Source organism: Nocardia sp. CY41, from assembly GCF_009829325.1.
GTDB lineage: Bacteria > Actinomycetota > Actinomycetes > Mycobacteriales > Mycobacteriaceae > Nocardia.
This window is the reverse complement of the sequence record NZ_VUOS01000009.1, coordinates 251699-275936: the sequence shown is the minus strand read 5'-3', so window position 1 is coordinate 275936 and position 24238 is coordinate 251699. Positions and strand designations below refer to the sequence as shown.

Here is a 24238-nt window from a genome sequence, read left to right as displayed (position 1 = left end):
GGGGTGTCGAAGGTCATCGCAGCAGACCCTCCATCCGGATGGTCGGCGTCGAGGCGAGCGCGGCCTGTTCGGCGGCGCGGATGGCTTCCTCGCGGTTGACGCCGAGCGGCATCTGTTGAATTTTGGCGTGCAGTGCCAGGATCGCGTTCAGCAGCATCTCCGGCCGGGGCGGGCAGCCCGGCAGGTAGATGTCGACCGGCACCACGTGATCGACGCCCTGCACGATGGCGTAGTTGTTGAACATCCCGCCCGACGACGCGCAGACGCCCATCGCCAGCACCCATTTCGGTTCGGTCATCTGGTCGTAGACCTGGCGCAGCACCGGGGCCATCTTCTGGCTCACCCGGCCTGCGACGATCATCAGATCGGCCTGCCGCGGCGAGGCGCGGAATGCTTCCATGCCGAAACGGGCGATGTCGAACCGGCCTCCGCCGGTGGCCATCATCTCGATGGCGCAGCACGCCAGCCCGAAGGTGGCGGGCCATAGGGAGCCTTTGCGCAGGAATCCGGCGAAATCTTCGACCGTGCTCAGCAGGAAGCCGCTGGGCAGTTTCTCCTCGAGACCCATGTTCTACTGACTCGCTTCCACTCGTCGCCTACGAATTCGATTGCGCGGCATTCAGTCCCAGCTGAGCCCGCCGCGCTTCCACTCGTAGGCGTAGGCCACCGAGACGTTGACGATGAACAACGCCATCGCGGCCAGACCGAAGAGACCGAGCGCATCGAAGTGGACTGCCCACGGGTAGAGGAACACGATCTCGATGTCGAAGATGATGAACAACATCGCGGTGAGGTAGTACTTCACCGGAAAGCGTTGTCCGGTAACGTTTCCCGGCCCGCCGGCCACGGCATGCGGGGTGGGTTCGATCCCGCATTCGTAGGGTTCCAGCTTCGCCCGGTTGCGCCGCTTCGGGCCGACCAGGGCCGAGAGGACGATGGAGAACAGCGCGAACGCCGCCGCGATCGCGCCGAGTACGAGCGTCGGCACCTCGATATTCACGACTGCACTTCCCCTCCTTGCGAGCTGCAGCTGACAACAGCGTCCGAGGCGGGCTGACGTCGTTGTCCGCCTCGGCCAGACTCGCCCTCGGCTCCACCCGGAACCGGTCATTCCCTGATCCGCTTCCTTGTGAGGTACGGCACAGCCTACAACTGAAAGGGGGCTCCGCAGCGGGTTTGGTGCCGCCGTTTGATCGAATTCAGTACAAGCATTTATGACCGAAACGGTGGTAATCCGGGAAGGGTGACCGTGACGTTGGGTGAACGGTCAGTTGGCAGCGTCGGAGTGTCGCGTAGTGCGACGTCAAATGTGGTCCCGAGCGGGTTCGGAGTCGGGGACGGCGACAGCCCGGCGGCGGCCGGGAGCGTCGGGGAAGGGGAGTTCGGGCGTTGTTGCAGCCGGGCCGAAGCGCGACAACGCGCGCGATGAAACTAATTCATGATCGCTATGAATGTCCGTTTCGGTCCAGGGCGGGCGCGGCTCCCGGTCAGGCCGCGGAGCGGCTGCGCAGCAGCGCGACGACGGCCTCGGTGAGCCGGAGCGGATCGATGGGGTGCGCCACCGCGGCCTCCGCACGCGACCAGCCGGCCAGCCATGCGTCGTCGGGGCGGCCGGTGAGCACCAGCAGCGGCGGGCACGGATCGACTTCGTCTTTCAATTGCTTGGCGATGCCCAGTCCGCCGGCCGGGCTCGCCTCGCCGTCGAGCACGGCCAGGTCGATGCCTCCGGCGTCCATCTGCGCGATCACCACGGGGGCGGTGGCGACCTCGAGGTACGCGAACTCCGGCAACTCCGGGCTCGGGCGCTTGCCCAAGGCCTGGATCACCTGGCGTCTGGTGTCGGCGTCATTGCTGTACACGAGAACCCGCAGCGGGGTGGAACGAGGAGAATCGGCCACGAACGGCATGGTACGTCCGCGAGGGTGGACCGCGTGGCAGGTTCGGCGCAGATCGTCCGCGCGCGTCGTGCACCGCGCGTCACCGGCGGCGTCGTCCGGCGAAAGCCGATGGCAAGCAGTTGACAAGAAACTGCCGGTAAAGTCCGGCCCATGCGGGGAGATATCACGCAGGCCCTCGTCGACACCGACGTGTGGACCGATGAAATGCTGGGCGGCGCAGGGATTCCGGTGGTCGACGTACCGTTCGTGACCATCGGCAGCGGAATCGGATCGTTCGTCACCTACGACACCCTCCGGATCTTCGGCGTGCCCGCGGAGGCGATGGCGGTGCTCGGTCCACAGGAGCACCCGTGGGCGTCCTACGAATATCTGACCAGGGTCTCGCAGATTCCCCGCGGCGAGCGCCTGCGCAGCGATTCGGCCTCGACACCGGACAACATCTGGGGCTTTCCGTCCTACGCGGTACGGGAGGCGATCGCGGACCGATCGCTCGGGCCGCTGTGGAACGTCTTCACCGAACCGATCTTCGCGAATTACTACACCCCCCGCGCGGGCCAGGCGTTCGCCGCGATGGAGCGGGAGTTCCACCGCATCGGTTACGCCCGCTCCCTGCACCGAGGTCACGTACGGATGGTCCGCAAGCGCCACGGCGGCGGATACTTCACCATCCTCACCCCGCCCGCGGGTTCCACGCCGACCAAGCGGGTGGCTTTCCGCAGCACGTATGTGCATGTCGCGGTGGGTTATCCGGGTCTGAAACTGCTGCCGGACCTGCAGGAGTACCGCGAGACCCATCGCGATCCGACGCGCGTGGTCAACGCCTACGAGCCGCACGAGCACGTCTACCAGGCGCTGCAGCGGTGCCCCGGCACCGTGCTCATCCGCGGCAGCGGGATCGTGGCCAGCCGCGTCCTGCAGCGGCTCATCGACGACCGGGACACCTACCGGCTCGACACCAGGATCCTGCATCTGTTCCGTACCTATATCGCCGGCCCGCACGGCAAGAACGTCTTCAGCCGGCTCAAGGGCGGCGACGGGTGGGCCTACCAGGGCTTCAACTATCCGAAGTCGGTCTGGGGCGGTCAGCTCAAGCAGAAGGTGCGGCGACTGCAAGGCGAGGAACGGGCCCGGGCGTACAAGGAGATCTCCGGCACCAACACCCCGATCCGGGACAACTGGCAGGAACAATTGCGCCGCGGCCGCCGAGAAGGCTGGTACCAGGTGATGGCGGGCACGATGCGGGCTCCACGCCCCGCCAGTGGCCGCCAAGGCGTGGTCGCGACGATCCTCCCGGATACCACTGCGCCGCTGCCGTTTCCGCCACCGACGCAACCGTTCGACACCACCGTCGACTACATCATCGACTGCACGGGGTTGGAAGCCGACATCCGCGAGCACCGTTTGCTGGCCGACCTGCTGGACCACGCGGGCGCCGGGCGCAATCCGCTCGGCAGGCTGGACGTGGAGACGACCTTCGAGCTGATCGGCACCCGGAGCGGCACGGGCCGGATGTACGCCTCCGGCAGCGCGACGCTCGGCGGGCCGTTCGTCGGCGTGGACACCTTCCTCGGCCTGCAGATCGCCGCGCAGGAGATCGCCGACGATCTGGCCGCGGTCGGGTTCTGCCGCAGGATGGGTCCGCTGCGCTCCACACGGCAATGGTGGCTGTGGGTTACGAACGAGAAGATCTGAGCGATGCTTCCTACCTTGAACGGGCGAATCCAGACCCGTCTTCTCGCGCTGAGCGTGATCGGCTTCGTCGTCGCGCTGGTCATCACCCCGTTCCTGCCGACCGGTTCGTCGAGCATCGGCCAGGCGTACCGGGTGACGTTGTCGGTTCTGCTCGGCACCGTCCTGGTCGGTGTGCTGTGGGAATTGCTCTACCATTTCCTGCAGCAGTTCCGCTGGGAAAAGGACTGGCCGACCCTGTTCGGTTTCATCACCATCGTCAACGAGGGGGCGCTGATGTGGGTCCTCGTGCGCTACACCACGGTGGTCCTGCCCGGACATCTGCGCCCGTCGCTCGTGGCGTTCGGAATCCAGTTCGTCCTCACGTGGATCGTGTTCTGGCTCATCGTGAACGGTCCCATGCGGGTGGTGTTCCACCGGTGGCGCTTCCAAGGCGGCCGGTTCCTGTGAGCGCGCAGATCGAGGTGTTGCCCGGCGCCCACCTGGTGGCGAGCGCGAGCGGTGCCGTCGTGGTCGTCGCGCACCGCGGCGACGGCAGCGTCACGGCCGACACGGTGGCGGCCCGGACGATGGCGGCGCTGCTGGACATCGTGCGCGAGGCCGTGGCGCGGGACCGGAGTCGCAGCGGGCGGGCGGTGGCGCGGTCGGCCACGACCTGGCTGATGGGGCTGGCCAACGGGGAGGAGGACGAGGTCGAGTTCGGCGTGGTCACGCCGGCGGACAACGGTCTCGCGGTTTTCCTGCACGGTGGCGTCACCGCTGTCCTCGCCGGCGCCGGCCGCACGGAGGTGCTGCGCGGCCGGGACGCCGGATTCACCGTCGACCGCATGGTGACGCCCGCACCCGGCACCGGCGCGGGGTTGTTCGTGGACGAGGCGGGATGGACCGCGGAGTCGCTCCCGGAGCGCGGCATCTTCGCGCTCGGCGAGGGGACCGCACCGGGGTCGGGCGCGGTGCGGTGGTCCGGGCCGGTGCCGGACGCGCACCTCGCCGAACCGGAGGCCCACGGTGTCGGCGAACCCGGACGGCGACCGGAGGCGGGATCCGCGCGGCAAGTCCCGCCCGTGCCGCGGCCGGTATCGGCACCTGAACCGCAGCGGATCGAGGAACCGCAGCACGTCGAGCCGCCGCCGGAGCCGACACCACATTCGGTCGCTGCTCCGCCGACACAAGACCCTGCGGCGGTCGCAGGACCCGCCGCACCTCAGGCGCCGCCGGCGCACCGTCCCGGAGCGGAGCAGGTGTCGGGAGCGCAGCCGCGGTCGGCACCGAGCCTGCGTAAGGGCGAGGAGCCCGGCGACGCCGCAACGGAAGTCGATCTTCAGGCAGCGGCGCGCCGGGCCACGCCGGGGCCGGGCGTGACACCTTCGGTGGCGCAGCCGATGCCACCGCGACCGGACCGGGGACCGGCACGGCCCGCACACCACACCGACCGGGACCAGGCGATCGCCAACGACGCGGATCTCGCCGAGACGGTGGTGCCCTCGGCCGAGGTCGTCGCGGCGGCGCTCGGGTCGACCGGCTCGAACACGCTGGGACATCGGGTGATCGTGCACGGCTTCCAGTGCGCACGCGGTCATCACAACGATCCGCGGGTGTCCTTCTGCGCGGTGTGCGGCATCCGGATGGATCAGCTCACCTGCGTGCTGAGCGAGGGGGTGCGTCCTCCGCTGGGCGTGCTGCTCCTGGACGACGGCACGTCGTTCGTGCTGGACAGCGACTGCGTGCTCGGACGCGAGCCGGAGTATTCCGAGGCCGTCGCGCGCGGCGCTCGCCCACTACGGCTGGAAGACAGCTCGGGCGGGATGTCCCGGGCGCACGCGGAGATCCGCCTCGTCGAGTGGGACGTCACCGTCGTGGACGGCGGCTCCACCAACGGCACCCACATCCGTCATCCCGGACGACAGGAATGGGTGCGTGCGGTCCCCGGCCGGCCGGTCACCCTCGCGCCCGGCGCCCAGATCCAACTGGGCGGACGCGTGCTGACCTTCGACTCCCCACACGGCCAGCTGTAGCCGCGGATCGGCACGTCGAGCGGTCGCGGGATCGTCCGGAGAGGATCTCAGGTGTGGCGGAAGCGGATGATGCCCGACCACGGGTTGCGCATGGGTTTGCGTGGGTCGGGCTGAGGCAGATAGGTGAACGGGCGCAGGTACCAGGGTGCGCGGTGGAATTTGCGGGCGTGCAGCAGCAGGCTTTCCAGCTCGATCGGCTGCCAGCCGAGGTCTTCGAAGAAGCGGACGCCGTTGGGGGGCTCGAATTTCATCGGCGCGTTGGCGAAGGTGTCCCCGGAACGCAGCTTCCGCATGCCCATGCTGAGGTCGAGCAGCCACCAGGCGATCTCCGGGCGGTCCAGGGCATTCGCCAGATCGGTGACCGTCGGCGGGTCGAGGTACATCAGCAAACCCTCGGTGAGCACCAAGGCTTTCGACGCTGGGGCGGTGGCGGGGGCGACCGCGCCGAGCGCCTCGTCGAGGAACTTCGCGCGGGCGTCTGGGTCGGCGAGATCGACCGCTCGGCGGACGAGCACGCAGTGCGGCGTCTCATCGGCGAGCGCGTCGTCCTTCTCCGCGACGATCTCCGGCAGGTCCGCTTCGATCCAGAGCAGCTCGGGCGGTAGATCCAGCCGATAGGGGCGGGTGTCCAGACCTGCGGCGAGGTTGAGGACGCGGTCGCACCCCTCGGCGATCGCTGTGCTGACCAGGTCGTCGATCAGCTTGGTCCGGGTGACGATCGGCCACCCGCCGCGCATCATCCGGGGCGCGCTGTCGGCGATGGCGTGGCCGCGTTCTCCGGCCAGCCGGTCGGCCAGCGGATCGTGGAACAGCGCGTCCGGGCGCGTCGTCTCGCGTGCCCGGTAGGCCGCGACCCAGCGCGCTGTGTCCGACACGTTGGACGGTACGTCCCCTCGAGTCATGCGGGCCAGTCTGTCATACCGGTCCGGCGGTTGCCCGGCACCGGCGCTCCGGTGCGGGGACGAGGATCAGTGGGGGTGAAAGACGTCGGGGCCGACCTCGGCGGAGTCGAGCAGATGGGTGAGGAACAGGCGGGTGGTCGGCGTCGGAGTGCGGGTGGTGATGGCATGCCACGGACGGTCCAGTGGGGTGCCATCGACCGGGAGGACGCGCAGCACGCCGTTCTCCAAGTCCTGGGAGATCGCGTCACTGTGGATCAGCGTGACGCCCAATCCTTCTCGCGCTGCGGCCAGGACAGCGCCGTGGGATCCGAGGGTGAGCGTGGGCGGCTCGATGTGGAGTTGCTCCAGCAGGCCGAGAGTGGCCTCCCTGGTACCGGAGCCGCGCCCGCGAAGCAGCCATGTGGTGTGCAGCGGGTCGAGTTCCGGCAGTCCGACCACGACCAGGCGGCTCGGCCGCCGAGCGCGCACCACCAACCCGGTGTCCCGCGGCGGGCGGCCCGCGATGACGAGATCCGTTTCGTGGTGTTGCAATTCGAGGAACAGTGCGTCGCGCGGGTGCACCGACAGGCTCAGCTCGATGTCGGGATAGCGGCGGCGGAACGAGGCGAGCGGCCGCAGCAGGACGTATTCGCCCGCGGTGGCGACCACGCCGATCCGCAGGCGTCCGGTCTCGGCGCGGCGCACGGCGGCCTGCGCCTCCTTCATCAATCCGAGGATGCCGCGGCAGTACTCGGCGTAGACGCGACCGGACTCGGTGAGCGTGATGCCGCGCCCGGCCTTGGCGACGAGCTCGGCGCCGAGCTGTTTCTCGATGTGCGCGACGGCCGCGGAGACGGCGGCCTCGGTGATGTGCAGTTGCGCCGCGGCACGGCGAATGCTGCCGTGGCGGGCGACGGCCAGGAAGGTTTCCATCCGAGCCGCGCTCACCATACCCATCGAACGACGGTAACAAACTCAACGAAAACGTTGGGTATCGCGAGGAACAATCAAATTGTTTGTCGGTATCCGGCCCGTCATCCTGGAAATCCCAAGGCACGCCCGTTCACCCGGGTGCGGGTGTCCCGCAGTGGCACAGCAGGAGGAACGATGGCCGAAGAAATCGAACGCGACCGCTGGGATCCGGGTGTCCAATCCTATGCGTCGATGGGATATTACGCGCCGGACTATCAGCCGTCGGAGACCGACGTGCTCGCCGTGTTCCGGGTGACCCCGCAGCGCGGCGTCGACCCGATCGAGGCGGCCGCCGCGGTGGCGGGCGAGTCCTCCACGGCGACGTGGACGGTGGTGTGGACCGACCGGCTCACCGCACACTCGCGCTACCAGGCGAAGTGCTACCGCATCGACGAGGTCCCCGGACGACCGGGGGAGTACTTCGCCTATGTCGCTTACGATCTCGACCTGTTCGAGGAAGGATCGATCACCAACCTGACCTCCTCGATCATCGGCAACGTGTTCGGGTTCAAGCCGTTGCTGGCGCTGCGGCTGGAGGACATGCGCATTCCGGTGGCCTACGTGAAGACGTTCCAAGGGCCACCACACGGCACGGTGATGGAACGCGAATATCTCAACAAATACGGCAGGCCGCTGCTGGGCGCGACGGTGAAACCGAAACTCGGGCTATCCGCCCGCAATTACGGGCGGGTGATCTACGAGGCGTGCAAAGGTGGCCTGGATTTCACCAAGGACGACGAGAACATCAACTCGCAGCCGTTCATGCGCTGGCGCGACCGCTACCTGTTCGCGATGGAGGGCGTCAACCGCGCGATGGCCGAGACCGGTGAGATCAAAGGCCACTACCTGAATGTGACCGCCGCGTCGATGGAGGAGATGTACGAGCGGGCGGAATTCGCCAGAGAACTCGGCAGCGTCGTGATCATGATGGATCTGACTGTCGGATTCACCGCGATGCAGTCGATGTCGCACTGGGCGCGCCGCAACGGCGTGCTGCTGCACCTGCATCGTGCGGGGCATTCCACCTACACGCGGCAGAAGACGCACGGTGTCAGCTTCCGGGTCCTGGCCAAGTGGTGCAGGCTGATCGGCGTCGACCATCTGCACGCGGGCACTGTGGTCGGCAAGCTGGAAGGCGATCCGGCGACGACAAAGGGCTTCTACGACACGTTGCGGGATAACCACATCCGGACCGAGCCGGCCAACGGGATCTTCTTCGACCAGTATTGGGCGAGCCTGCCCGGCGTGATGCCGGTGGCTTCCGGCGGCATCCATGCCGGGCAGATGCATCAGCTGCTGGACCTGTTCGGTGACGACGTGGTGCTGCAATTCGGCGGCGGCACGATCGGGCACCCGCTCGGTATCGCCGCGGGCGCGGAGGCGAACCGGGTCGCCCTGGAGGCGGTCGTGCAGGCCCGCAACGAAGGGCGCGACTTGCTGAAGGAGGGGCCGGAGGTGTTGCGCAAGGCGGCCGAGATCTGCCGTCCGCTCGATGTCGCCCTGGCGACTTGGGGTGATGTCACCTTCGACTACACCTCCACCGACGCGCCGGACGCCGTGCCGACGGCCAGCCGCTGACCATCCCGGAAGGACTCACCGATGTATCTCAGGCACGGAACGTTCTGCTACCTGCCGCCGCTGACCGACGACCAGATCGCCGCCCAGGTGCGCTACGCGCTGCTCAACAGCTGGCCGGTGTCCATCGAGTACACCGACGACCCGCATCCGCGCAACGCCTATTGGGAGATGTGGGGATTGCCGTTGTTCGATCTCGACGAGCCCGACGGCGTGCTGGCCGAGATCAACGCGTGCCGGGCCACCTTTCCGCGCCATTACGTGCGGGTGCTGGCCTATGACGCCCGCTACACCAGGCAGACGACGGCGCTGAGTTTCCTGGTGCAGCGGCCGCCCGACGAGCCCGGCTTCGTGCTGACCCGCACCGAAGGGCCGGACCGCAGGCAGAAGTACGGCCTGCACTCGTATGCGACGACCGTCCGCCCGGGAGACCGGTATGGCGGCTGAGCGCAACGGCTCCGGATTCCGTCTGCACCGCCCGGGGGCCGATGTCCCCGGCGCGGTGCGGACGGCGCCCGCCGAACCGGAGGAGCCGGAGATTCTGGGCGAGGACGCGGTGCTGGATCTGTCCGCCGACATCGCGGGTCACGATGTCGAGGAGACGCTGCGCAGACTGGACGCGGAACTGATCGGGCTGGCCCCGGTGAAGCGGCGGGTCCGCGAGATCGCGGCGCTGCTGCTGATCGACCGTGCGCGGCAGCGATTCGGCCTGACCTCGTCGCGGCCCACCATGCACATGAGCTTCACCGGTGGACCGGGGACGGGCAAGACGACGGTGGCGCTGCGAATGGCGCAGATGCTGCACGCCCTCGGCTACATCCGCAAACCGAAGGTGCACACGGTCACGCGAGACGATCTGGTGGGCCAATTCATCGGGCACACCGCACCGAAGACCAAGGAGGCGCTGGCCAAAGCGGCGGGCGGTGTGCTGTTCATCGACGAGGCCTACTACCTGTTCCGGCCGGAGAACGAACGCGACTACGGGCAGGAAGTGATCGAGATCCTGTTGCAGGAGATGGAGAACGAGCGCGCCAGCTTGGTGGTGATCTTCGCGGGATACCCCGACCGGATGGACCGCTTCTTCTCCGCCAATCCGGGCCTGTCCTCGCGGGTGGCCCATCACCTGGAGTTCGCCGACTACACCGAGGCGGAACTGCTGTCCATCGCCGAACTCATGGTGGCCGCGGAGAACTTCCATTTCGACGACGCGGCGCGGACGGCGTTCGGGGAGTACCTGGAACGCCGGATGGCTCGTCCGCGTTTCTCCAACGCGCGCAGCGTGCGCAATGCGCTGGACCGCTGCCGGTTGCGGCAGGCCAAGCGTCTCGTCGAACTGCGCAGGCCGTTGACCAAGACCGATCTGATCACGCTGACCGACCGAGATGTCTACGGCAGCAGCGTGTTCACCGACCCCGAGCCGACCGCACGAGCCTGCCGGTGACGAGATCGAGGCGCCATGCCAGAAGGACTGAAGACCCTCACCCGTTACACCATCGAGCAGGAGCATCGGCATCCCGGATCGTCCGGCGAGTTCTCCGGGCTGGTGAACGTCATCGCGACCGCGACGAAGATCGTCGCCAATCAGGTCACCCGCGGCGCGATCGTCGGATCGCTGGGCGCCTCGGAGCCGGACAACCTGCCGCCGACGGTGCATCGCAAACTGGACGCGATCGCCAACGACATCATGGTCGCCGAAACGCAATGGACGGGGCACCTGTCGGCGTTGCTCTCCGAACAGATCAGTGAGGTCCATCCGGTGCCCGCGACGCATCGGCGCGGGAAGTATCTGCTGGCGTTCGATCCATTGGACGGTTCGTCGAACATCGACGTGAACCTTCCGGTGGGCACCATCTTCAGCGTGCTGCGCACATCCGCGCCCGGCGGCGGCCCGGCGGCGGACGACTTCCTGCGACAAGGGGTCGAGCAGGTATGCGCCGGCTTCACCCTGTACGGCCCGGCGACCATGCTGGTGTTGACGACGGGCAGCGGGGTGGACGGGTTCACGCTGGACCGGGAGATCGGCGCCTTCGTGCTGACCCACCCCCGGATGCGCATCCCGGAGGACACGTCCGGTTTCGCGATCAACGCGGCCAACGAGCGATTCTGGGAGCGCCCGGTGCGCCGCTACGTACAGGAATGCCTGGACGGCGTGGACGGTCCGCGGGAGCGGGACTTCAACATGCGCTGGGTGGCCTCGCTGGTCGCCGACACCTTCCACATCCTCACCCGCGGTGGGGTGTACCTGTATCCGCGTGACACCCGCCCGCCCGCGCGTCCGGGACGGGTGGCGTTGCTCTACGGCGCCAACCCGATCGCGTTCATCGTCGAACAGGCCGGCGGCGCTGCGACCACCGGCAGTGAACGGGTGCTGGAAGTGCTGCCCGGCGACGTCCACCAACGGGTGCCGCTGATCTTCGGCTCCCGCAACGAAGTCGAACGCATCGAGCGGTATCACCGCGAGCCGGATGAGGGACCGAGCTTCGACAGTTCGCTGTTCGGCAGGCGGTCGCTGTTTCGTCCGGCCCAGCGCTGAAGGGGAGAACCATGTCCGTCAAGCACCCGGTCGTCGCCATCACCGGGTCCTCCGGGGCGGGGACCTCCAGCGTGACCCGGACATTTCAGGAGATCTTCCGCCGTGAAGGAATCAACGCGGCGATCGTCGAGGGCGACGCGTTCCACCGTTACGACCGCAACGAGATGAAACTGGCCATGGCCGAGGCCGAGCAGAACCGCAATGTGCGGTTCTCGCACTTCGGCGAGGAAGCGAACCTGTTGAAGGAATTGGAGACGCTCTTCCGCGACTATGGCGAGACCGGTGTCGGGACCGTGCGCCGGTACCTGCACGACGAGGCCGAGGCCAAGCCCTACGGACAACAGCCGGGCACCTTCACGCCGTGGGAGGAGTTGACGCCCGGCAGCGACCTGCTGTTCTACGAGGGCCTGCACGGCGCGGCGGTCACCGCCACCGTGGACGTGGCCCGCTACACCGATCTGCTGGTCGGCGTCGTGCCGATCATCAACCTGGAGTGGATCCAGAAGGTGATCCGGGACAAGACCGAGCGCGGCTATTCCAGCGAGGCCGTGATCGATACGATCCTGCGGCGCATGCCGGACTACGTCACCTACATCTGCCCGCAGTTCTCCCGCACCTACGTCAATTTTCAGCGGGTGCCGACGGTGGACACGTCCAATCCGTTCATCGCGCGCAGCATTCCGACGGCGGACGAGAGCTTCGTGGTGATCCGCTTCGCCGACCCCAAAGTGATCGACTTCCCCTATCTGCTGTCGATGCTGCACGACTCCTTCATGTCGCGGACGAACTGCATCGTGGTGCCCGGCGGCAAGATGGAGCTGGCGATGCAGCTGATCTTCACGCCGCTGATCCTGCGGTTGATGGACAAGCGGCCGAAACGGTCGTATTGAGCGGTCGCGGGTTCCGAACGGGCAGGAGCAGGAAGCGCTGTCGGCCACACCGGACTAGTCGGGCAGGAGCGGGACCGACATGCCTTCGCCGCGATGCAGCAGGGCGGCGCGGGTGACGGCGGTGGAGCCGAAGCGGCGGCGCAGGTCGTCGAGGGTCGCGTCGAGGGTGTTGGCGGCGCGGGCCTCGAAAGGCAGGGTGAGCTGCACGCTGTCGGCATCGTCGAGGTTGGTCAGCGCCAGGCCGATCAGGGTGAGGCCGCGTTCCTGGATGAGCGGCATCGCGCCGGTGAGCAGGCCGCGTGCCGCGAGCAGGATCGTCTCGGTGTGATCGGTGGCCTCGGCCAAGGTATGTGAGCGGGTGGCCCGGGCGAAATCGTCGAAACGCAGGCGCAGCACCACGGTTCGGCACACCCGCTCGGCAGCGCGCAGCCGTCTGCCCAGCCGATCGGTGAGCCCGTGCAGGTAGGCCTCGATCTCGTCCGGGGGACGATGTCTGCGGCCGAGGGCGCGCTGGGCGCCGATCGAGCGCCGCCGCCTGCCGGTCTCGACGCGGCGCGGGTCACGCGCCCAGGACAGGGCGTAGAGATGGCGGGCCGCGGCGGGCCCGAGGATCGCCCGCAGCGGGCGCTCACCCAGCTCCGCCACCTGACCGACCCGGGTGATGCCGTGCTCGTGCAACGTCCGCGCGGTGACATCGCCTACGCCCCAGAGCCTTTCGACCGGCAGCGGGTGCAGGAAGTCCAGTTCCCGGTCCGGCGGCACCAGCCGCAAGCCATCGGGTTTGGCGACGGCGCCGGCCACCTTGGCGAGGAATTTGGTGCGGGCGATCCCCACGGAGATGGGCAAGCCGACCCGGTCGCGGACTTCCGCGCGTAGCCGCGTCGCGACGGCCACCGGTTCGCCCGCGATCCGGCGCAGCCCGCCGACGTCGAGAAACGCCTCATCGATGGAAATGCCTTCCACGACCGGCGTGGTGTCGCGAAAGATCTCGAAGACGGCTTTGCTCGCCTCCGCGTAGGCGGACATGCGCGGCGGCACCACGATCGCGTGCGGGCACAACCGGCGCGCCTGCCCGCCGTTCATCGGAGTGCGCACGCCGAACGCCTTGGCCTCGTAACTGGCGGCCAGGACCACACCGCCGCCGACGATCACCGGCTTGCCGCGCAGCCTCGGGTCGTCGCGCTGCTCGACCGAGGCATAGAACGAGTCGAGATCGGCATGCAGGATCGATGCCTCCGGGCGCGCCAGTATCCGGGGTCGACCGGATCGGGAGAAGGGCGCATCGGACACGAACATATGTTCGCACGGCGGTCCGACAGTCCGGGTGGCCTGCGCGGATCTACTGGTTGCCTCCGTAGTAACTCGTCCCAGCCGGTAACCTGTTCCCACGACGGGGCACAGCGCGGATGAGGGAGTCGGTACGGTGCGTGGATTCGGGGATTTGGAGGCGGTGATCATGGACCGCATCTGGGATCAGGACGCAGAGGACACAACGGTGCGCGAGATCTTCGACGAACTGTCGGCTCAGCGCGACATCGCTTATACGACGGTGATGTCGACCATGGACAATCTGCATCGGAAAGGCTGGCTGGCGCGCGAACGCGCCGGTAAGGCCTATCGATATTGGCCGACCCTCACCAGGGAAGAGCACAGCGCCCGGCTCATGCTGGAAGCGCTCGGTTCCGGCGGACGCTCGGACCTGGTGCTCAGTCATTTCGTCGACCGGATCAGCGCCGAGGAATCGGCCGGGTTGCGTGCCGCGCTACGCAGACTGGCGGCGCGCAAGTCACCAGAAGTGCCGTGAGCCTGGCCATCGCGCTGACGCTGTACGGCGGCGTCGTGGCGACCTTCGGTCCGCCCGTGTTGCGCAGTCTGACCCATCGCGGCATCGCGCCGCGGCTGGGCGTGATCGCCTGGGTGGTCGCGATCATCGGTGCGCTCAGCGCCTGGGGAATCGCGGCGGCGGTACTGACGGTCGAGTTCGCGACCTACTGGGGACACCCGAAGGACGCGCTGAGCGCGTGCGCCTCGTTCCTGTGGTCTCCCATGCACGTGCACGGCGCCGCGGCCGGCCGGGCGGCGACGTTCGCGGTGGCGGCGCTGGTGGCCGCGGGCACGGTCGCGTTGGTGGCGCGCGCGGTGGGTGTCGTCGTGGACATGCGCAGGCGTACCAGCGTCCATGCGCGGGCGGTTCGCCTGGTCGGCAGGCCGGTGCCGGGTATCGGCGCGGTCGTGCTCGACTCGCCCGAACGGCAGGTGTACTGCGTGCCGGGAAAGCCCGACACCATCGTGGTCACGACGGCGGCGTTGGCGGCGCTGGACGGCGAGCAGCTCGCCGCGGTGCTCGCGCACGAACGCGCGCACCTGTCCGGCAGGCACGCGGCGTTGACGGCGGTGCTGCGCGCGGTGGCCACCACGCTGCCGGGCCTGCGGTTGTTCACCGTCGGCGCTGCCGAGATCGCGCGGCTGCTCGAGATGTGCGCCGACGACAAGGCCGCCGACGAGCACGGTTCGCTGTCGCTGCTGGGCGGACTGCTGGCGATCGTCGGCGTCGTCGAGCCGGCGCCCCCTGGAGCGCTGGCCGCGGCGGGCACCGCGGTACTGGCCCGCGCCGAGCGGCTGGCCGACCCGGTCGGCGCCATCCGGCGAGCCACAACCCGCACCGCCTTGCTCGGCGTGATCGCGATGACGGTGACCGGGTCGGCACTGGCCGCCGCGACGGTGGCCGCCGCCGGTGCGCTGCTGAGCTGAGTACGAGAAGGAGCGCGTGTGCGAGCCACCTGGGATCAGGTCTTCGCCTGGCGGCTGCAACGTCAGCACGTCGGATCCCGCACCGACGAGGGTGCCGAAGCGATCGCCGAGCGCCTGTGCGGCATACAGGCCCAGGTCACCTCCGCGGCGGAATTGGCTGTCGCCCTGCGCAGCACGAAACCCGAATCCGGCGCGCTGGTCCGCGCGCTCGACGACGGCAGCCTGATGAAGACCTGGGCGATGCGCGGCACGCTGCACGCGCTGACCCCCGACCTGGCCGCGGCCGCTCTCACGCTCATCGGCTCCGCGCGCACCTGGGAGAAGCCCTCGTGGCAGAAGACTTTCGGCGCCTCGCCCGCGGAGGTCGCGGCGTTGACCGAGGCGGTCGCCGAGGTGCTCGCCGCCGCGGTGCTCACCCGGGAGGAATTGGTCGAAGCCCTGGTGTCCGCGCCGGAGTTCCACCGGCTCGGTGAAGAGTTGCGCTCCGGGTGGGGTGCGCTGCTGAAACCGCTGGCCTGGCAGGGGGCGCTCTGCCACGGCCCGGCGCGGGGCAACAAGGTGACGTTCACCAGTCCGGCGCATCTGATCCGCGACTGGCCCGGGCTGCCCGAGCCGGAGGCGGCGGCGCGGGCGGCGATCCTCGCCTATCTCAGCGCCTACGGCCCGGCGACGCCGGAGACCTTCGACGCCTGGCTCAGCCGCAACAGCCTGCGCAAGACCACGGTGCGGCGCTGGTTCGCCGAACTGGGTGACTTGCTCACCGAGGTGGACGTGGAGGGCCGCCGCGCCTTCCTGCCGACCGCCCGGGTCGACGAATTGGTCGCCGCCGCGCCGAGCGCGACGGTGCACCTGCTCGGCGCCTTCGACCAGTACGTGCTAGCCCCGGGCACCGGTGACACCGCCTTGCTCCCTGCCGCCCACCGCGCGAAAGTGAGTCGCGCGGCGGGGTGGATCTCACCGATCGTCGTGGTAGGTGGACGTATCGCGGGCGTGTGGGAGCTCGCCGAGGACGCCGTCGAGATCACCATGTTCGACGGCGCGCCGTTGCCCAGGCGGGGGTTGGACGAGGCCCTCGCGCACGTGGCGCTGGCGGCCGGGCGCGAGAACCTCACCGTGCGAGCTGTGTAGCCCGCGCTGATTTCGAGCCGTCGAGGGTGCGCTGTGCACCGAACGGCTCGAAAACCGGGATCGGACGAGTGGTCGGTGAGCGGTCATGACCGGATGGCGATCGCCGGCCATGACCTTCCGATATCCGGCTCTGCGCCTGCCGGAATGCCGCGTCCCGCAATTCCTCGTCCGCGTACGGTTGCGTGTGGCCTCGCTCGTCGGCGCCGATCAGGCTACGGCCGACTCGGTATCCGAGTCCGCATGCTTTTGCGCGGGTTTCGGCATGCGGGCGGCCATGCCAACCAAACCCGCCAGGACGGCGACCGCGGCCGTCACGGACCATCCGCGCCGGAACGCGTCGAGGGTCGCCTCCGGGCCTGCCGGTGTGCCGAGTACCGCGATCAGGACCGCGACCCCGACCGCGAGGCCGATCTGGCGCGCCATGCTCAGCACGGCCGATCCGGTGGCGAACCGCTGCGGCGGCAGCCCGCTGGTGCCCGCCGCGAAGGCGGTCGGCAGGGTGAGACCGACGCCGATGCCGCTGACCACCATGCCGCCGAGCAGGCCGCCGACATAGTCGGGCGTCAGGGTGATCGCCCGCACCCACCACAGCATGCCCGCCCCGAACACGATTCCGCCCATGGCGATGACCGGCCCGGCGCCGATCCGGCCGATCAGTCGCCCCGCCAGGACGGCGATCACCGGCACCATCAGCGGGCCCGGCGCGATGGCCAGGCCGGTGCGCAGTGCCGACCAGCCCCAGACGTTCTGCGCCCACAGCACCACCGACAGCAGCATCGCGCCGAAGGCGACGTTGAACAAGACCGCGTTGCCGGTCATCCAAGCGAAGTTGGGCGCGCGCAGCAGGGCCGGATCCACCACCGGACTTGGGTGGCGGGCGGAGGAGACGGCGAACGCCACCGTCAGGACGGCCGCCACCGCGAACGCCGTCAGCACCCGCGCCGACGACCACCCCCAGTCCTCGCCCTTGACCAGCCCGAGCACCAGCCCGGCGATCGCGCCGACCAGCAGCGCCGCACCCGGCAGGTCGGGCAGTCGGCCGCCGTCGCCCGGCGGATCGGGCAATGTCCGCACTGCGATCACCACGGCGACCAGACCGATCGGCACATTCACCAGAAACACCCAGCGCCAGCCGAATTCGACGAGAATGCCGCCGAGCACCGGACCGAGGGCCGCGCCGAGCCCGCCGAAGGCGACCCACAGGCGTACCGCGGCGGCGCGGCGCTGCGGCGGGCTGGCCGCGAGTACCAAGCCGAGCGAAGCGGGCGTCAGCAGCGCGCCGCCGACGGCCTGCAGAACGCGGAACAGCACCAGTGACCCGACGTCCCAGGCGGTCGCGCACAGTGCCGACCCGGCGACGAACACCACCAGTCCCAGAAGGAAGGTGGTGCGGATGCTGCGGCGGTCACCGAGTCGTCCCGCCGGGACCAGCAGTGCGGCGAACACGATGGCGTAGGCGTTGAGCACCCAGGAAAGCCCCGAGATCCGGGCTCCGCCGAAATCGGCGGCCATGTCCGGCAGGGCGACGTTGACGATGAACAGATCCAGGCTCGACAGCAGGACACCGATCGAGACGACGGCGAGCACGGGCCGGAAGTCGGCGACGCCCCGGGTCGGGGCGGTGGCGGGGGGATTCACGATCGTCTCCGTTTCAGCCGAGCACACGGCGGGTCTGGCGAGCGGAGGCGAGCAGCCGGCCGTTCCGGTCCGAGATCGAGGTATCGTCCACCGACCATCCGCCGCCGGTGGAGGCGTTCGCCGTGCGCACCAGCACCGGGAAGTCGCCGGTCGGCGCCTCGTGCAGGTGCATCGACAGCGTGACGGTGGGGATCGCGACGGGCGCACGCAGCGTGGGGAAGACGGCGGGCGGCAAGGCATCGGCGAGGATCGCGAGGGCGGCGGCGTTCGCGGGCAGCTCGGGGACGAGACCGATCCACGCGCACATCATCGGTTCCTCCGCCGCGGTGAGCGGCAGCGGTCCCGCCGCGGGTCGAATGGTGAAATGAGCGCTTGCCGGGACGATTTCGGGCGGGAGGGCGAAGGGTGCGCAGGATTCGGGGTCGGGCACCCGCGGTGCGGGCGCGCCCGTGTAGTCCGCGACATCCGATGCCACGGTGCGACCGAGTGTGACGGACGCTCCGGCGACCGGGTTGCCGCCTTGGTCGGCGTAGACCTCCAGGACGACGGTGCTACGGCCGACGGCGTGCTCGGCCACCCGGAAGGTGAGCAGGTCCTCTGTGGGGCGGCCCAGGAACCGGAGATCCACAGCGCGCACCGGCAGTGGTTCGGCGGCCGCCGCCCGAGCCACCTCGATGAGCAGAGCCGCGATCACGCCGCCGTGCGGACCGGTCCAGCCGCGCCAGGACCGGTCGACACGCGCCTGCCACCCACCGGCGCCGGTCTCGGTGAGCGCGAACTCCTCGGCGAGGGTCCACCCAGTTAGTTGCTTCATGAAACTCACCATAAGTTGGTGAGTTCTTTGAAGCAACTGACTATGCTGACGACTATGCGCAGGACGAGCTTCGAGGAGATGAACTGCTCGCTGGCCCAGTGCCTCGAGGTGGTCGGGGAGTGGTGGACGCTGCTGATCGTGCGCGACGCTCTGTTCGGCGTGACGCGCTTCGACGACTTCCGCGCCCGCCTCGGAATCGCCCGCAATGTGCTCACGCAGCGCCTCGAGCATCTGGTCGAGCACGGGGTGCTGAGCCGTGAGCCCTATCAGGACAACCCGGTTCGCTACGACTACCGGCTCACCACGAAAGGCCGTTCGCTGTGGCTGGTCGTCACCGCGATGCGTCAGTGGGGCGACGAATGGTCCGCCCCGGACGGCCCGCCGGTGCAGATCGTGCACACCACGTGCGGAAACCTCGCGACCATCGAGCCGGTGTGCTCCGAGTGCGGTGAACGCGTCGCGCCGCGCGACCTGCGTCCCGTACTCGGTCCCGGTGCCAAGGATCCTGCCCTCCTGCCCTCGGGCTGAGGCGGCCGCGGGCGCGGCCGGTTCCGCGATCGCCGCCGCGCGGCGATAGGCTGCGGCGGTGGCGGACGGGCGAGTGCGGCAACTGATCGACACGGTGGCATGGGTGCGCATCGAGGACGGACGAATCCTCTGCGCCAGACCACGCGGCAAGGACGTCTTCTACATCCCGGGCGGCAAGCGCGAGGGCGGCGAGACCGATCTGCAGACTCTGCTGCGCGAGATCGAGGAAGAGCTCACCGTCGCGCTGTTGCCGGAAACCGCCGCGCACGTGGGCACCTACGAGGCGTCGCACGGCCCGGCGGACGGTGCAGTGGTGCGGATGAGTTGCTACACCGCGGATTACCGCGGAACACTGGCAGCGAGCAGCGAAATCGAGGAGGTCGCGTGGTTCTGCTACGCCGACCGCGCTCTCGTCCCACCGGTCGATCAGTTGCTGTTCGACGATCTGGTGGACGCGGGCTTGCTACGGTGAATCGCGGACCGGACAGCGCTACCGTCGGTGGTATGTCGTGGCTTCGGGCACTCCTGCGCTATGCCGCCTATGCCCTGCGGGCGCTGCCGCTGGCGGCGCGGCGGATTCCGACCCGGCTGCGCGCGCCGCGGCGAATGCTCGGCGAATCCGTTCTGCCGCATAAATTCTCGGCTCTGCGCTCGGTGTCGCACTCGGTGCTCAGCGGCGGGGTGGGCCTGCTGGCCTGGTTCCTGGCGTTCCTCGCGATCGTCGCCGCGTTCCGCGGTGTCTGTTTCCCGCTCGTCGCCGGCGACAACCTGGATGGATCCTGGGGTGGGCCCAGTTTGGCGGGCGCCTGGGCGGTGCACGCGGCGCTGGGCGTCGGTCTGCTGCCGGTGTGGCTGCTGATTCTGGCCGGGCTGGGCGTGTTCCAGTTGCGGCTCACCCGCGGGCTGCTCGGCCGGAAGGGGCCACGGTGGCCCGCTCCGGTCGCGGTCGCGCTCGTCGCGGGCGGCGTGCTTCTCTTCGTGGCCTGGCTGCGGCAGGCGTGAGGCCCGCCGAAGCCCAGCGGGCGGCGCCGCGAGCGGGGACGGCGCGCTCAGGTGGTGGCGTGTGCGCGCTGCGCCCGCTGGATCAGGTGCTCCACGAGGGTGAGCAGCACGTCTTTGCAGGAGCTGCGGTCGCGCGCATCGCAGGGCATGACGGGGGTGACCGAGTCGAGGTCGAGCGCGTCGCGCACTTCGTCGACGGTGTAGCGCGGTGCGCCGTCGAAGCAGTTGACACCCACCATGAACGGCAGACCGCGCCGCTCGAAGAAGTCCACGGCCGCGAAGGAATTGCCCAGCCTGCGGGTGTCGGCCAGCACGACGGCGCCGAGTGCGCCGCGCGCCAGTTCGTCCCAGAGGAACCAGAACCGGTCCTGCCCGGGTGTGCCGAACAGGTACAGCACCAAGTCGCGATCGATGGTGAGCCTGCCGAAGTCCAGAGCGACCGTGGTGGTGGACTTCTGCTCGACGCCCGACAGATCGTCGATGCCGGTGCTCACCTCGGTGATCAGCTCCTCGGTGCGCAAGGGCGCGACCTCGCTGATCGCCGAGACCATCGTGGTCTTGCCGACGCCGAACCCGCCGGCGACGAGGATCTTGACCGACGCGGCCAGCTGTGGTGTGCCGCTCGGGTCAAAGTTTTCGGATTCCATCCAGTACCGCTCGCAATATGTTGAGGTCATCGGGTCCGGCCTCCGTCGGAACGGGAGCACGGAAAATCAGTTGCCCGTCGCCGATCAGGTCACCGACGAGGATCTTCGTCACCGCCAGCGGCAAACGCAACTGTGCGGAGAGTTCGGCGACGGTCTGTGAAACCCGGCACAGCCGAAGGATATCGGAGTACTCGGGTTCGCTGCGTCGCAACGTGGGCGCGGAGGTGTCCGCGATCACGGTGGTGAGCATATCCAGTTCGGGTCCGGCACCCGCGGTGCGCCCGCGCGTGAGCGCGTAAGGACGCACCAGCGGTCCGGCCGCCTCGTCGAACCAGGGCTCACGCGGATGGGTCATGGCAGGACTTACTCGACCTGTCCGACGAGGTCTTGCCGGGCAGTCGTGGACAGGTAGTTGCCGACCCGCTGGACGGTCAGGTTCATCTCGTAGGCCACCATGCCGAGGTTGGCCGATTCGGCGGCTTGCAGTGCCAGGCAGGCGTTGTCGCCCGCGGAGGTCACGAACAGCACCGCGCGGTCGAGTTCGATGACCGCCTGCCGGACGCCGCCGCCGTCGAATCGGTTGCCCGCGCTGCGCGCCAGCCCGTAGAGCGCCGAGGACATCGCGCCGAAGTGTTCGGCGTCCTCGCGGCTCATACCGCTGGAACGACCCAGTAGTAGCCCGTCGGTGGACAGCACCACCGCGTGGCGCACGCCGGCCAGCCGGTCGACGAGATCGTCGAGCAGCCAATTCAGATCACCTGCTGGAGAAGCGGACACCCCTAGCCTTCCTGTTCGTCGGAGATGACGGCGCGACGGCCCTGTCTGGTCCCGTTCTCGATGGCGGACATCAGATCGCGGGCCTGCTCGGCGGAGCGTGGCGGCTGCACGGAGGCGGCCTGCTCCTGGACCGGCTGCGCCAATTGCGGTGCGAGGTTGGTCTGTCGATTGCGCCGAGGCAGCGCCGGGCGGCCGTCGGGGCCCGGTTGCATCGGCGCCTCGGTATACGGGCGTGGTCCGTAGCGCGCGGGCGTGGCGGCTTCGGCCGGCAGCGTCGCGACGGACGACGGCGCGGTCTGCACGGCGGTCTCCGTCTCCGCTGCGACCGCGGAGCCGCCGATGAGCCTGCCACGACGGCCGGGATCGGTGAGCTCCGCCGGTGTCTGCGGTGCATCGGAATCGGTCGCGATGAGCGCGGACGGAATCAGCACGATGGCCTTGATGCCGCCGTAGTCGGAGTCCGACAGCCGCACCGCGATGCCGTGGCGCGCGGCCAGCTGCGCGACCACGAACAACCCCAGCCGCGAATCCGCCGACAGCGCCGCCACTCCGAAATCCGGTGGATTGCGCAGCGTCTCGTTCATCGTGGCCTGGTCTACTTCGGACATGCCCATGCCCTGGTCGGCGATCTCGACCACGACGCCCTTGCCGACCACGTTGCCGGAGACCTCGACTCGCGACTGCGGCGGCGAGAAGGAGGTGGCGTTGTCCACCAGTTCGGCGAGCAGATGGATGAGGTCGGCGACCACGGTGCCGAGCACGCGGACCTCGGGCAGCCGGGCCACCCGGACCCGGACGTAGTCGAGGGTCTCGCCGACGGCGCTGCGCACGAGGTCGACCAGCGGGACCGGGTTGCGCCACTGCCTGCCCGGTTTGCCGCCGCCGAGGATGGTGAGGTTCTCGGCGTTGCGCCGTTCCCGCGTCGCGAGGTGATCGAGCCGGAACAGGGTGTCGAGCAGGACCGGATCCTCCTGTCGCTGCTCGGCTTCGTCCAGGATCTCCAGCTGCCGGTGCACCACGATCTGGCTGCGGTGCGCGATGTTCAGGAAGACCGCCTTCACGCCTTCCCGGGTGCGGGCCTCGGCCACCGCCGCGGCGACGGCCGCGGAATGCGCGTGCTGGAACGCCTTGGCCACCTGGCCGATCTCGTCGCTGCCGTAGTCCAGAACGGAGGATTCGGCCGCGGGGTCGACGGTTTCGCCGTCGCGCAGTCTGCGCATCATGTCCGGCAGCCGTTCGTCGGCCAGGGCCAGCGTCTGCCCACGCAGCCGCTTCAACCGGCGGATGACGCGGTTGGCGATGATCACCGCGATGAGGAACGCCAGCACGCTGACCACCAGCACGCCGCCGCCCGCGAACGCGGATCTGGTCGCGGCCGCGGCGGCCTTGTCCTCCGCGAGTTTCTGCGAGGCCCGGTTGTGCGTGGTCCAGGCGTCGATCAAGCCGCGGTTGACCTCGGCGGCGGCGCTGTGCCATTCCTGCGTGCTCAGCGGCAGCGGCAGCGGTGGCGGGCTCGACGCTCGCGCACCGTTGCCGGATGTGCTCGATCCGGTCGAGGGCGGCTGAGCGGATGCCACGGCGCGCTGGACGACGGCGTTCTCCATGGTGGTGAGCTGCTGCCAGGCCGGACTCGCGATGAGCGTCTGCAGGTGACGCTGCTCCGCGCCTTCCAACTCGGCGCCGAGCGCGGCGATCTCGCTGTGGTAGAAGCCGATCTGGCGGATGTACTCCTCGGCGGGGATGGCCGGGGGTGTGGGGCCGTCGATGTACAGGCCGCCCAGCGCGTTGCTGCGTGCCATCGCCTCGGTGGCGTTGAACAGCCGCATGCCGGTGGCGATCCGGACGCCGATCTCGGTGTACGGCGCGGTCTGCTCGGCGACCTTGGTGCCCACGGAGATGACGTCGAGCAGGCGGTTGTAGAACATGTACGCGTCCGCGGGCGGCAGCGCGGCGGCGTCGACGCCGCCGCGCACGGCGCTCATGTTCTGGGTGAGGGTGGTGAAGTTGGCGACGTTGTCGCCGAGCTTGGAGTCGTCGACGTCGCGGATGCCTTCGGAGGCCTGGATCAGGCCGCGCAGCGCCCCGTCCAGACGCATGCGCGCGGCGCCGAGCGCGGTCGCCGCGGTGCCGTCGCCGGACATTTGCGCGAGCGTCAGGTGGCGTTCCTGCTGGACCGCCTCCATCATCTCCCTGGTCGAGGGGATGGCCTTCTGGTTCTCGGCCGCCCAGTCCTTGGCTTTGGTCCCCTCCGCGACCAGATAGCTCGTAGCACCCACACCGACGACAAGCAGAGTCAGGCTCGGGATGAGCGCGATCGCCAGAATCCGGGTGCGGACCCCGAGCCTCGCTCTGAACATCGGCACAACGTAATCCACGAACCGGGCGATCCGGCCGCCCTGTCCCGGTGAGCGGGACTCGATTTGACTTCACGTCCGTTCGTGTGAGCCGGCGAAGCCGCGCCGAAATTGATTGCCGCAGTGCATAACTCTAACTCGACCGC

26 protein-coding genes are annotated in these 24238 nt (G+C 69.0%); 14 read left to right on the top strand and 12 right to left on the bottom strand.

Features of this window, described 5'->3' with window-relative positions; genetic code table 11:
- Positions 1–13 precede the first annotated feature (13 nt).
- The 3 genes from GVY64_RS12220 to GVY64_RS12210 form a co-directional block, all read right to left on the bottom strand.
- The gene (locus GVY64_RS12220) at positions 14–568 is read right to left on the bottom strand and encodes a NuoB/complex I 20 kDa subunit family protein (RefSeq protein ID WP_043691073.1); all 555 of its coding nucleotides are present in this window, start codon (positions 566–568) and stop codon (positions 14–16) included.
- A 51-nt stretch (positions 569–619) separates the two neighbouring features.
- Entirely contained in the window at positions 620–1000 is a 381-nt protein-coding gene (locus GVY64_RS12215) for an NADH-quinone oxidoreductase subunit A (protein ID WP_063020669.1), read from the bottom strand.
- Between the two features lie 487 nt (positions 1001–1487).
- Positions 1488–1907: an Rv3143 family two-component system response regulator gene (locus GVY64_RS12210; protein ID WP_159840688.1), complete on the bottom strand. Its 420-nt coding sequence runs from the start codon at positions 1905–1907 to the stop codon at positions 1488–1490.
- Positions 1908–2048: 141 nt separating this feature from the next.
- On the opposite strand from GVY64_RS12210, the gene GVY64_RS12205 reads away from it, so the two are divergent.
- The 3 genes from GVY64_RS12205 to GVY64_RS12195 are packed head-to-tail and all read left to right on the top strand — an operon-like array spanning position 2049 to position 5602.
- Entirely contained in the window at positions 2049–3590 is a 1542-nt protein-coding gene (locus GVY64_RS12205; protein ID WP_159840686.1) for a hypothetical protein, read from the top strand.
- A 3-nt stretch (positions 3591–3593) separates the two neighbouring features.
- Positions 3594–4037 carry a hypothetical protein gene (locus tag GVY64_RS12200; RefSeq protein WP_159840684.1) on the top strand — a complete coding sequence of 148 codons (444 nt, stop codon included), beginning with the start codon at positions 3594–3596 and terminating at the stop codon, positions 4035–4037.
- Entirely contained in the window at positions 4034–5602 is a 1569-nt protein-coding gene (locus GVY64_RS12195) for an FHA domain-containing protein (RefSeq protein ID WP_159840682.1), read from the top strand. Before GVY64_RS12200 ends, GVY64_RS12195 begins: the two co-directional genes overlap by 4 nt.
- 47 nt (positions 5603–5649) lie before the next feature.
- On the opposite strand, the gene GVY64_RS12190 is transcribed toward GVY64_RS12195, so the two are convergent.
- Positions 5650–6504, bottom strand: a complete 855-nt coding sequence (locus tag GVY64_RS12190; RefSeq protein ID WP_159840680.1) for a class I SAM-dependent methyltransferase — start codon at positions 6502–6504, stop codon at positions 5650–5652.
- Positions 6505–6570: 66 nt separating this feature from the next.
- Positions 6571–7440: a LysR family transcriptional regulator gene (locus GVY64_RS12185; RefSeq protein ID WP_236566773.1), complete on the bottom strand. Its 870-nt coding sequence runs from the start codon at positions 7438–7440 to the stop codon at positions 6571–6573.
- A 150-nt stretch (positions 7441–7590) separates the two neighbouring features.
- Here GVY64_RS12185 and GVY64_RS12180 point away from each other — a divergent pair, with 150 nt between their 5' ends.
- Genes GVY64_RS12180 through GVY64_RS12160 form a run of 5 tightly spaced genes read left to right on the top strand, consistent with a single transcriptional unit; the run spans position 7591 to position 12453 of the window.
- A complete protein-coding gene (locus GVY64_RS12180; RefSeq protein ID WP_159840678.1) occupies positions 7591–9033 on the top strand; it encodes a form I ribulose bisphosphate carboxylase large subunit in 1443 nt (480 codons plus the stop codon).
- Between the two features lie 21 nt (positions 9034–9054).
- Entirely contained in the window at positions 9055–9477 is a 423-nt protein-coding gene (locus tag GVY64_RS12175; RefSeq protein ID WP_159840676.1) for a ribulose bisphosphate carboxylase small subunit, read from the top strand.
- Positions 9467–10471: an AAA family ATPase gene (locus GVY64_RS12170; RefSeq protein WP_159840674.1), complete on the top strand. Its 1005-nt coding sequence runs from the start codon at positions 9467–9469 to the stop codon at positions 10469–10471. The genes GVY64_RS12175 and GVY64_RS12170 overlap by 11 nt, the downstream gene beginning before the upstream one ends.
- Before the next feature lie 15 nt (positions 10472–10486).
- Complete coding sequence (locus GVY64_RS12165) at positions 10487–11563, top strand: class 1 fructose-bisphosphatase (protein WP_159840672.1); 1077 nt, start codon at positions 10487–10489, stop codon at positions 11561–11563.
- Between the two features lie 11 nt (positions 11564–11574).
- The gene (locus GVY64_RS12160) at positions 11575–12453 is read left to right on the top strand and encodes a phosphoribulokinase (RefSeq protein ID WP_159840670.1); all 879 of its coding nucleotides are present in this window, start codon (positions 11575–11577) and stop codon (positions 12451–12453) included.
- Between the two features lie 54 nt (positions 12454–12507).
- On the opposite strand, the gene dinB is transcribed toward GVY64_RS12160, so the two are convergent.
- Positions 12508–13749, bottom strand: a complete 1242-nt coding sequence (gene dinB / locus GVY64_RS12155) for a DNA polymerase IV (RefSeq protein ID WP_159840668.1) — start codon at positions 13747–13749, stop codon at positions 12508–12510.
- 127 nt (positions 13750–13876) lie between these two features.
- Between dinB and GVY64_RS12150 the strand changes: the two genes are divergently transcribed.
- From GVY64_RS12150 to GVY64_RS12140, 3 genes are read left to right on the top strand one after another with little or no spacing between them, the layout of a single operon-like run.
- Entirely contained in the window at positions 13877–14257 is a 381-nt protein-coding gene (locus GVY64_RS12150; RefSeq protein ID WP_043691105.1) for a BlaI/MecI/CopY family transcriptional regulator, read from the top strand.
- Positions 14254–15204 carry a M56 family metallopeptidase gene (locus GVY64_RS12145; protein WP_159840666.1) on the top strand — a complete coding sequence of 317 codons (951 nt, stop codon included), beginning with the start codon at positions 14254–14256 and terminating at the stop codon, positions 15202–15204. The genes GVY64_RS12150 and GVY64_RS12145 overlap by 4 nt, the downstream gene beginning before the upstream one ends.
- An 18-nt stretch (positions 15205–15222) precedes the next feature.
- Complete coding sequence (locus tag GVY64_RS12140) at positions 15223–16332, top strand: DNA glycosylase AlkZ-like family protein (RefSeq protein WP_159840664.1); 1110 nt, start codon at positions 15223–15225, stop codon at positions 16330–16332.
- Positions 16333–16539: 207 nt separating this feature from the next.
- Here GVY64_RS12140 and GVY64_RS12135 read toward each other — a convergent pair whose 3' ends face one another.
- Positions 16540–17970 carry an MFS transporter gene (locus GVY64_RS12135; protein ID WP_236566772.1) on the bottom strand — a complete coding sequence of 477 codons (1431 nt, stop codon included), beginning with the start codon at positions 17968–17970 and terminating at the stop codon, positions 16540–16542.
- A 13-nt stretch (positions 17971–17983) separates the two neighbouring features.
- A complete protein-coding gene (locus GVY64_RS12130; RefSeq protein ID WP_159840662.1) occupies positions 17984–18784 on the bottom strand; it encodes an acyl-CoA thioesterase in 801 nt (266 codons plus the stop codon).
- Positions 18785–18838: 54 nt separating this feature from the next.
- Here GVY64_RS12130 and GVY64_RS12125 point away from each other — a divergent pair, with 54 nt between their 5' ends.
- The 3 genes from GVY64_RS12125 to GVY64_RS12115 are packed head-to-tail and all read left to right on the top strand — an operon-like array spanning position 18839 to position 20314.
- Positions 18839–19312 (top strand): winged helix-turn-helix transcriptional regulator, encoded by a 474-nt coding sequence (locus GVY64_RS12125; RefSeq protein WP_159840660.1) that lies wholly within the window; start codon positions 18839–18841, stop codon positions 19310–19312.
- 58 nt (positions 19313–19370) lie between these two features.
- Positions 19371–19784, top strand: coding sequence for an NUDIX hydrolase (locus GVY64_RS12120; RefSeq protein WP_201297990.1), 414 nt, complete (start codon positions 19371–19373; stop codon positions 19782–19784).
- A 32-nt stretch (positions 19785–19816) separates the two neighbouring features.
- Complete coding sequence (locus tag GVY64_RS12115) at positions 19817–20314, top strand: hypothetical protein (protein ID WP_159840658.1); 498 nt, start codon at positions 19817–19819, stop codon at positions 20312–20314.
- Between the two features lie 47 nt (positions 20315–20361).
- Here GVY64_RS12115 and GVY64_RS12110 read toward each other — a convergent pair whose 3' ends face one another.
- From GVY64_RS12110 to GVY64_RS12095, 4 genes are read right to left on the bottom strand one after another with little or no spacing between them, the layout of a single operon-like run.
- Positions 20362–20961 carry a GTP-binding protein gene (locus tag GVY64_RS12110; RefSeq protein WP_159840835.1) on the bottom strand — a complete coding sequence of 200 codons (600 nt, stop codon included), beginning with the start codon at positions 20959–20961 and terminating at the stop codon, positions 20362–20364.
- A complete protein-coding gene (locus tag GVY64_RS12105; RefSeq protein WP_159840656.1) occupies positions 20942–21316 on the bottom strand; it encodes a DUF742 domain-containing protein in 375 nt (124 codons plus the stop codon). The genes GVY64_RS12110 and GVY64_RS12105 overlap by 20 nt, the downstream gene beginning before the upstream one ends.
- Positions 21317–21324: 8 nt before the next feature.
- A complete protein-coding gene (locus tag GVY64_RS12100; protein ID WP_159840654.1) occupies positions 21325–21738 on the bottom strand; it encodes a roadblock/LC7 domain-containing protein in 414 nt (137 codons plus the stop codon).
- A gap of 2 nt (positions 21739–21740) precedes the next feature.
- The gene (locus tag GVY64_RS12095; protein WP_159840652.1) at positions 21741–24095 is read right to left on the bottom strand and encodes a sensor histidine kinase; all 2355 of its coding nucleotides are present in this window, start codon (positions 24093–24095) and stop codon (positions 21741–21743) included.
- Positions 24096–24238: the final 143 nt, after the last annotated feature.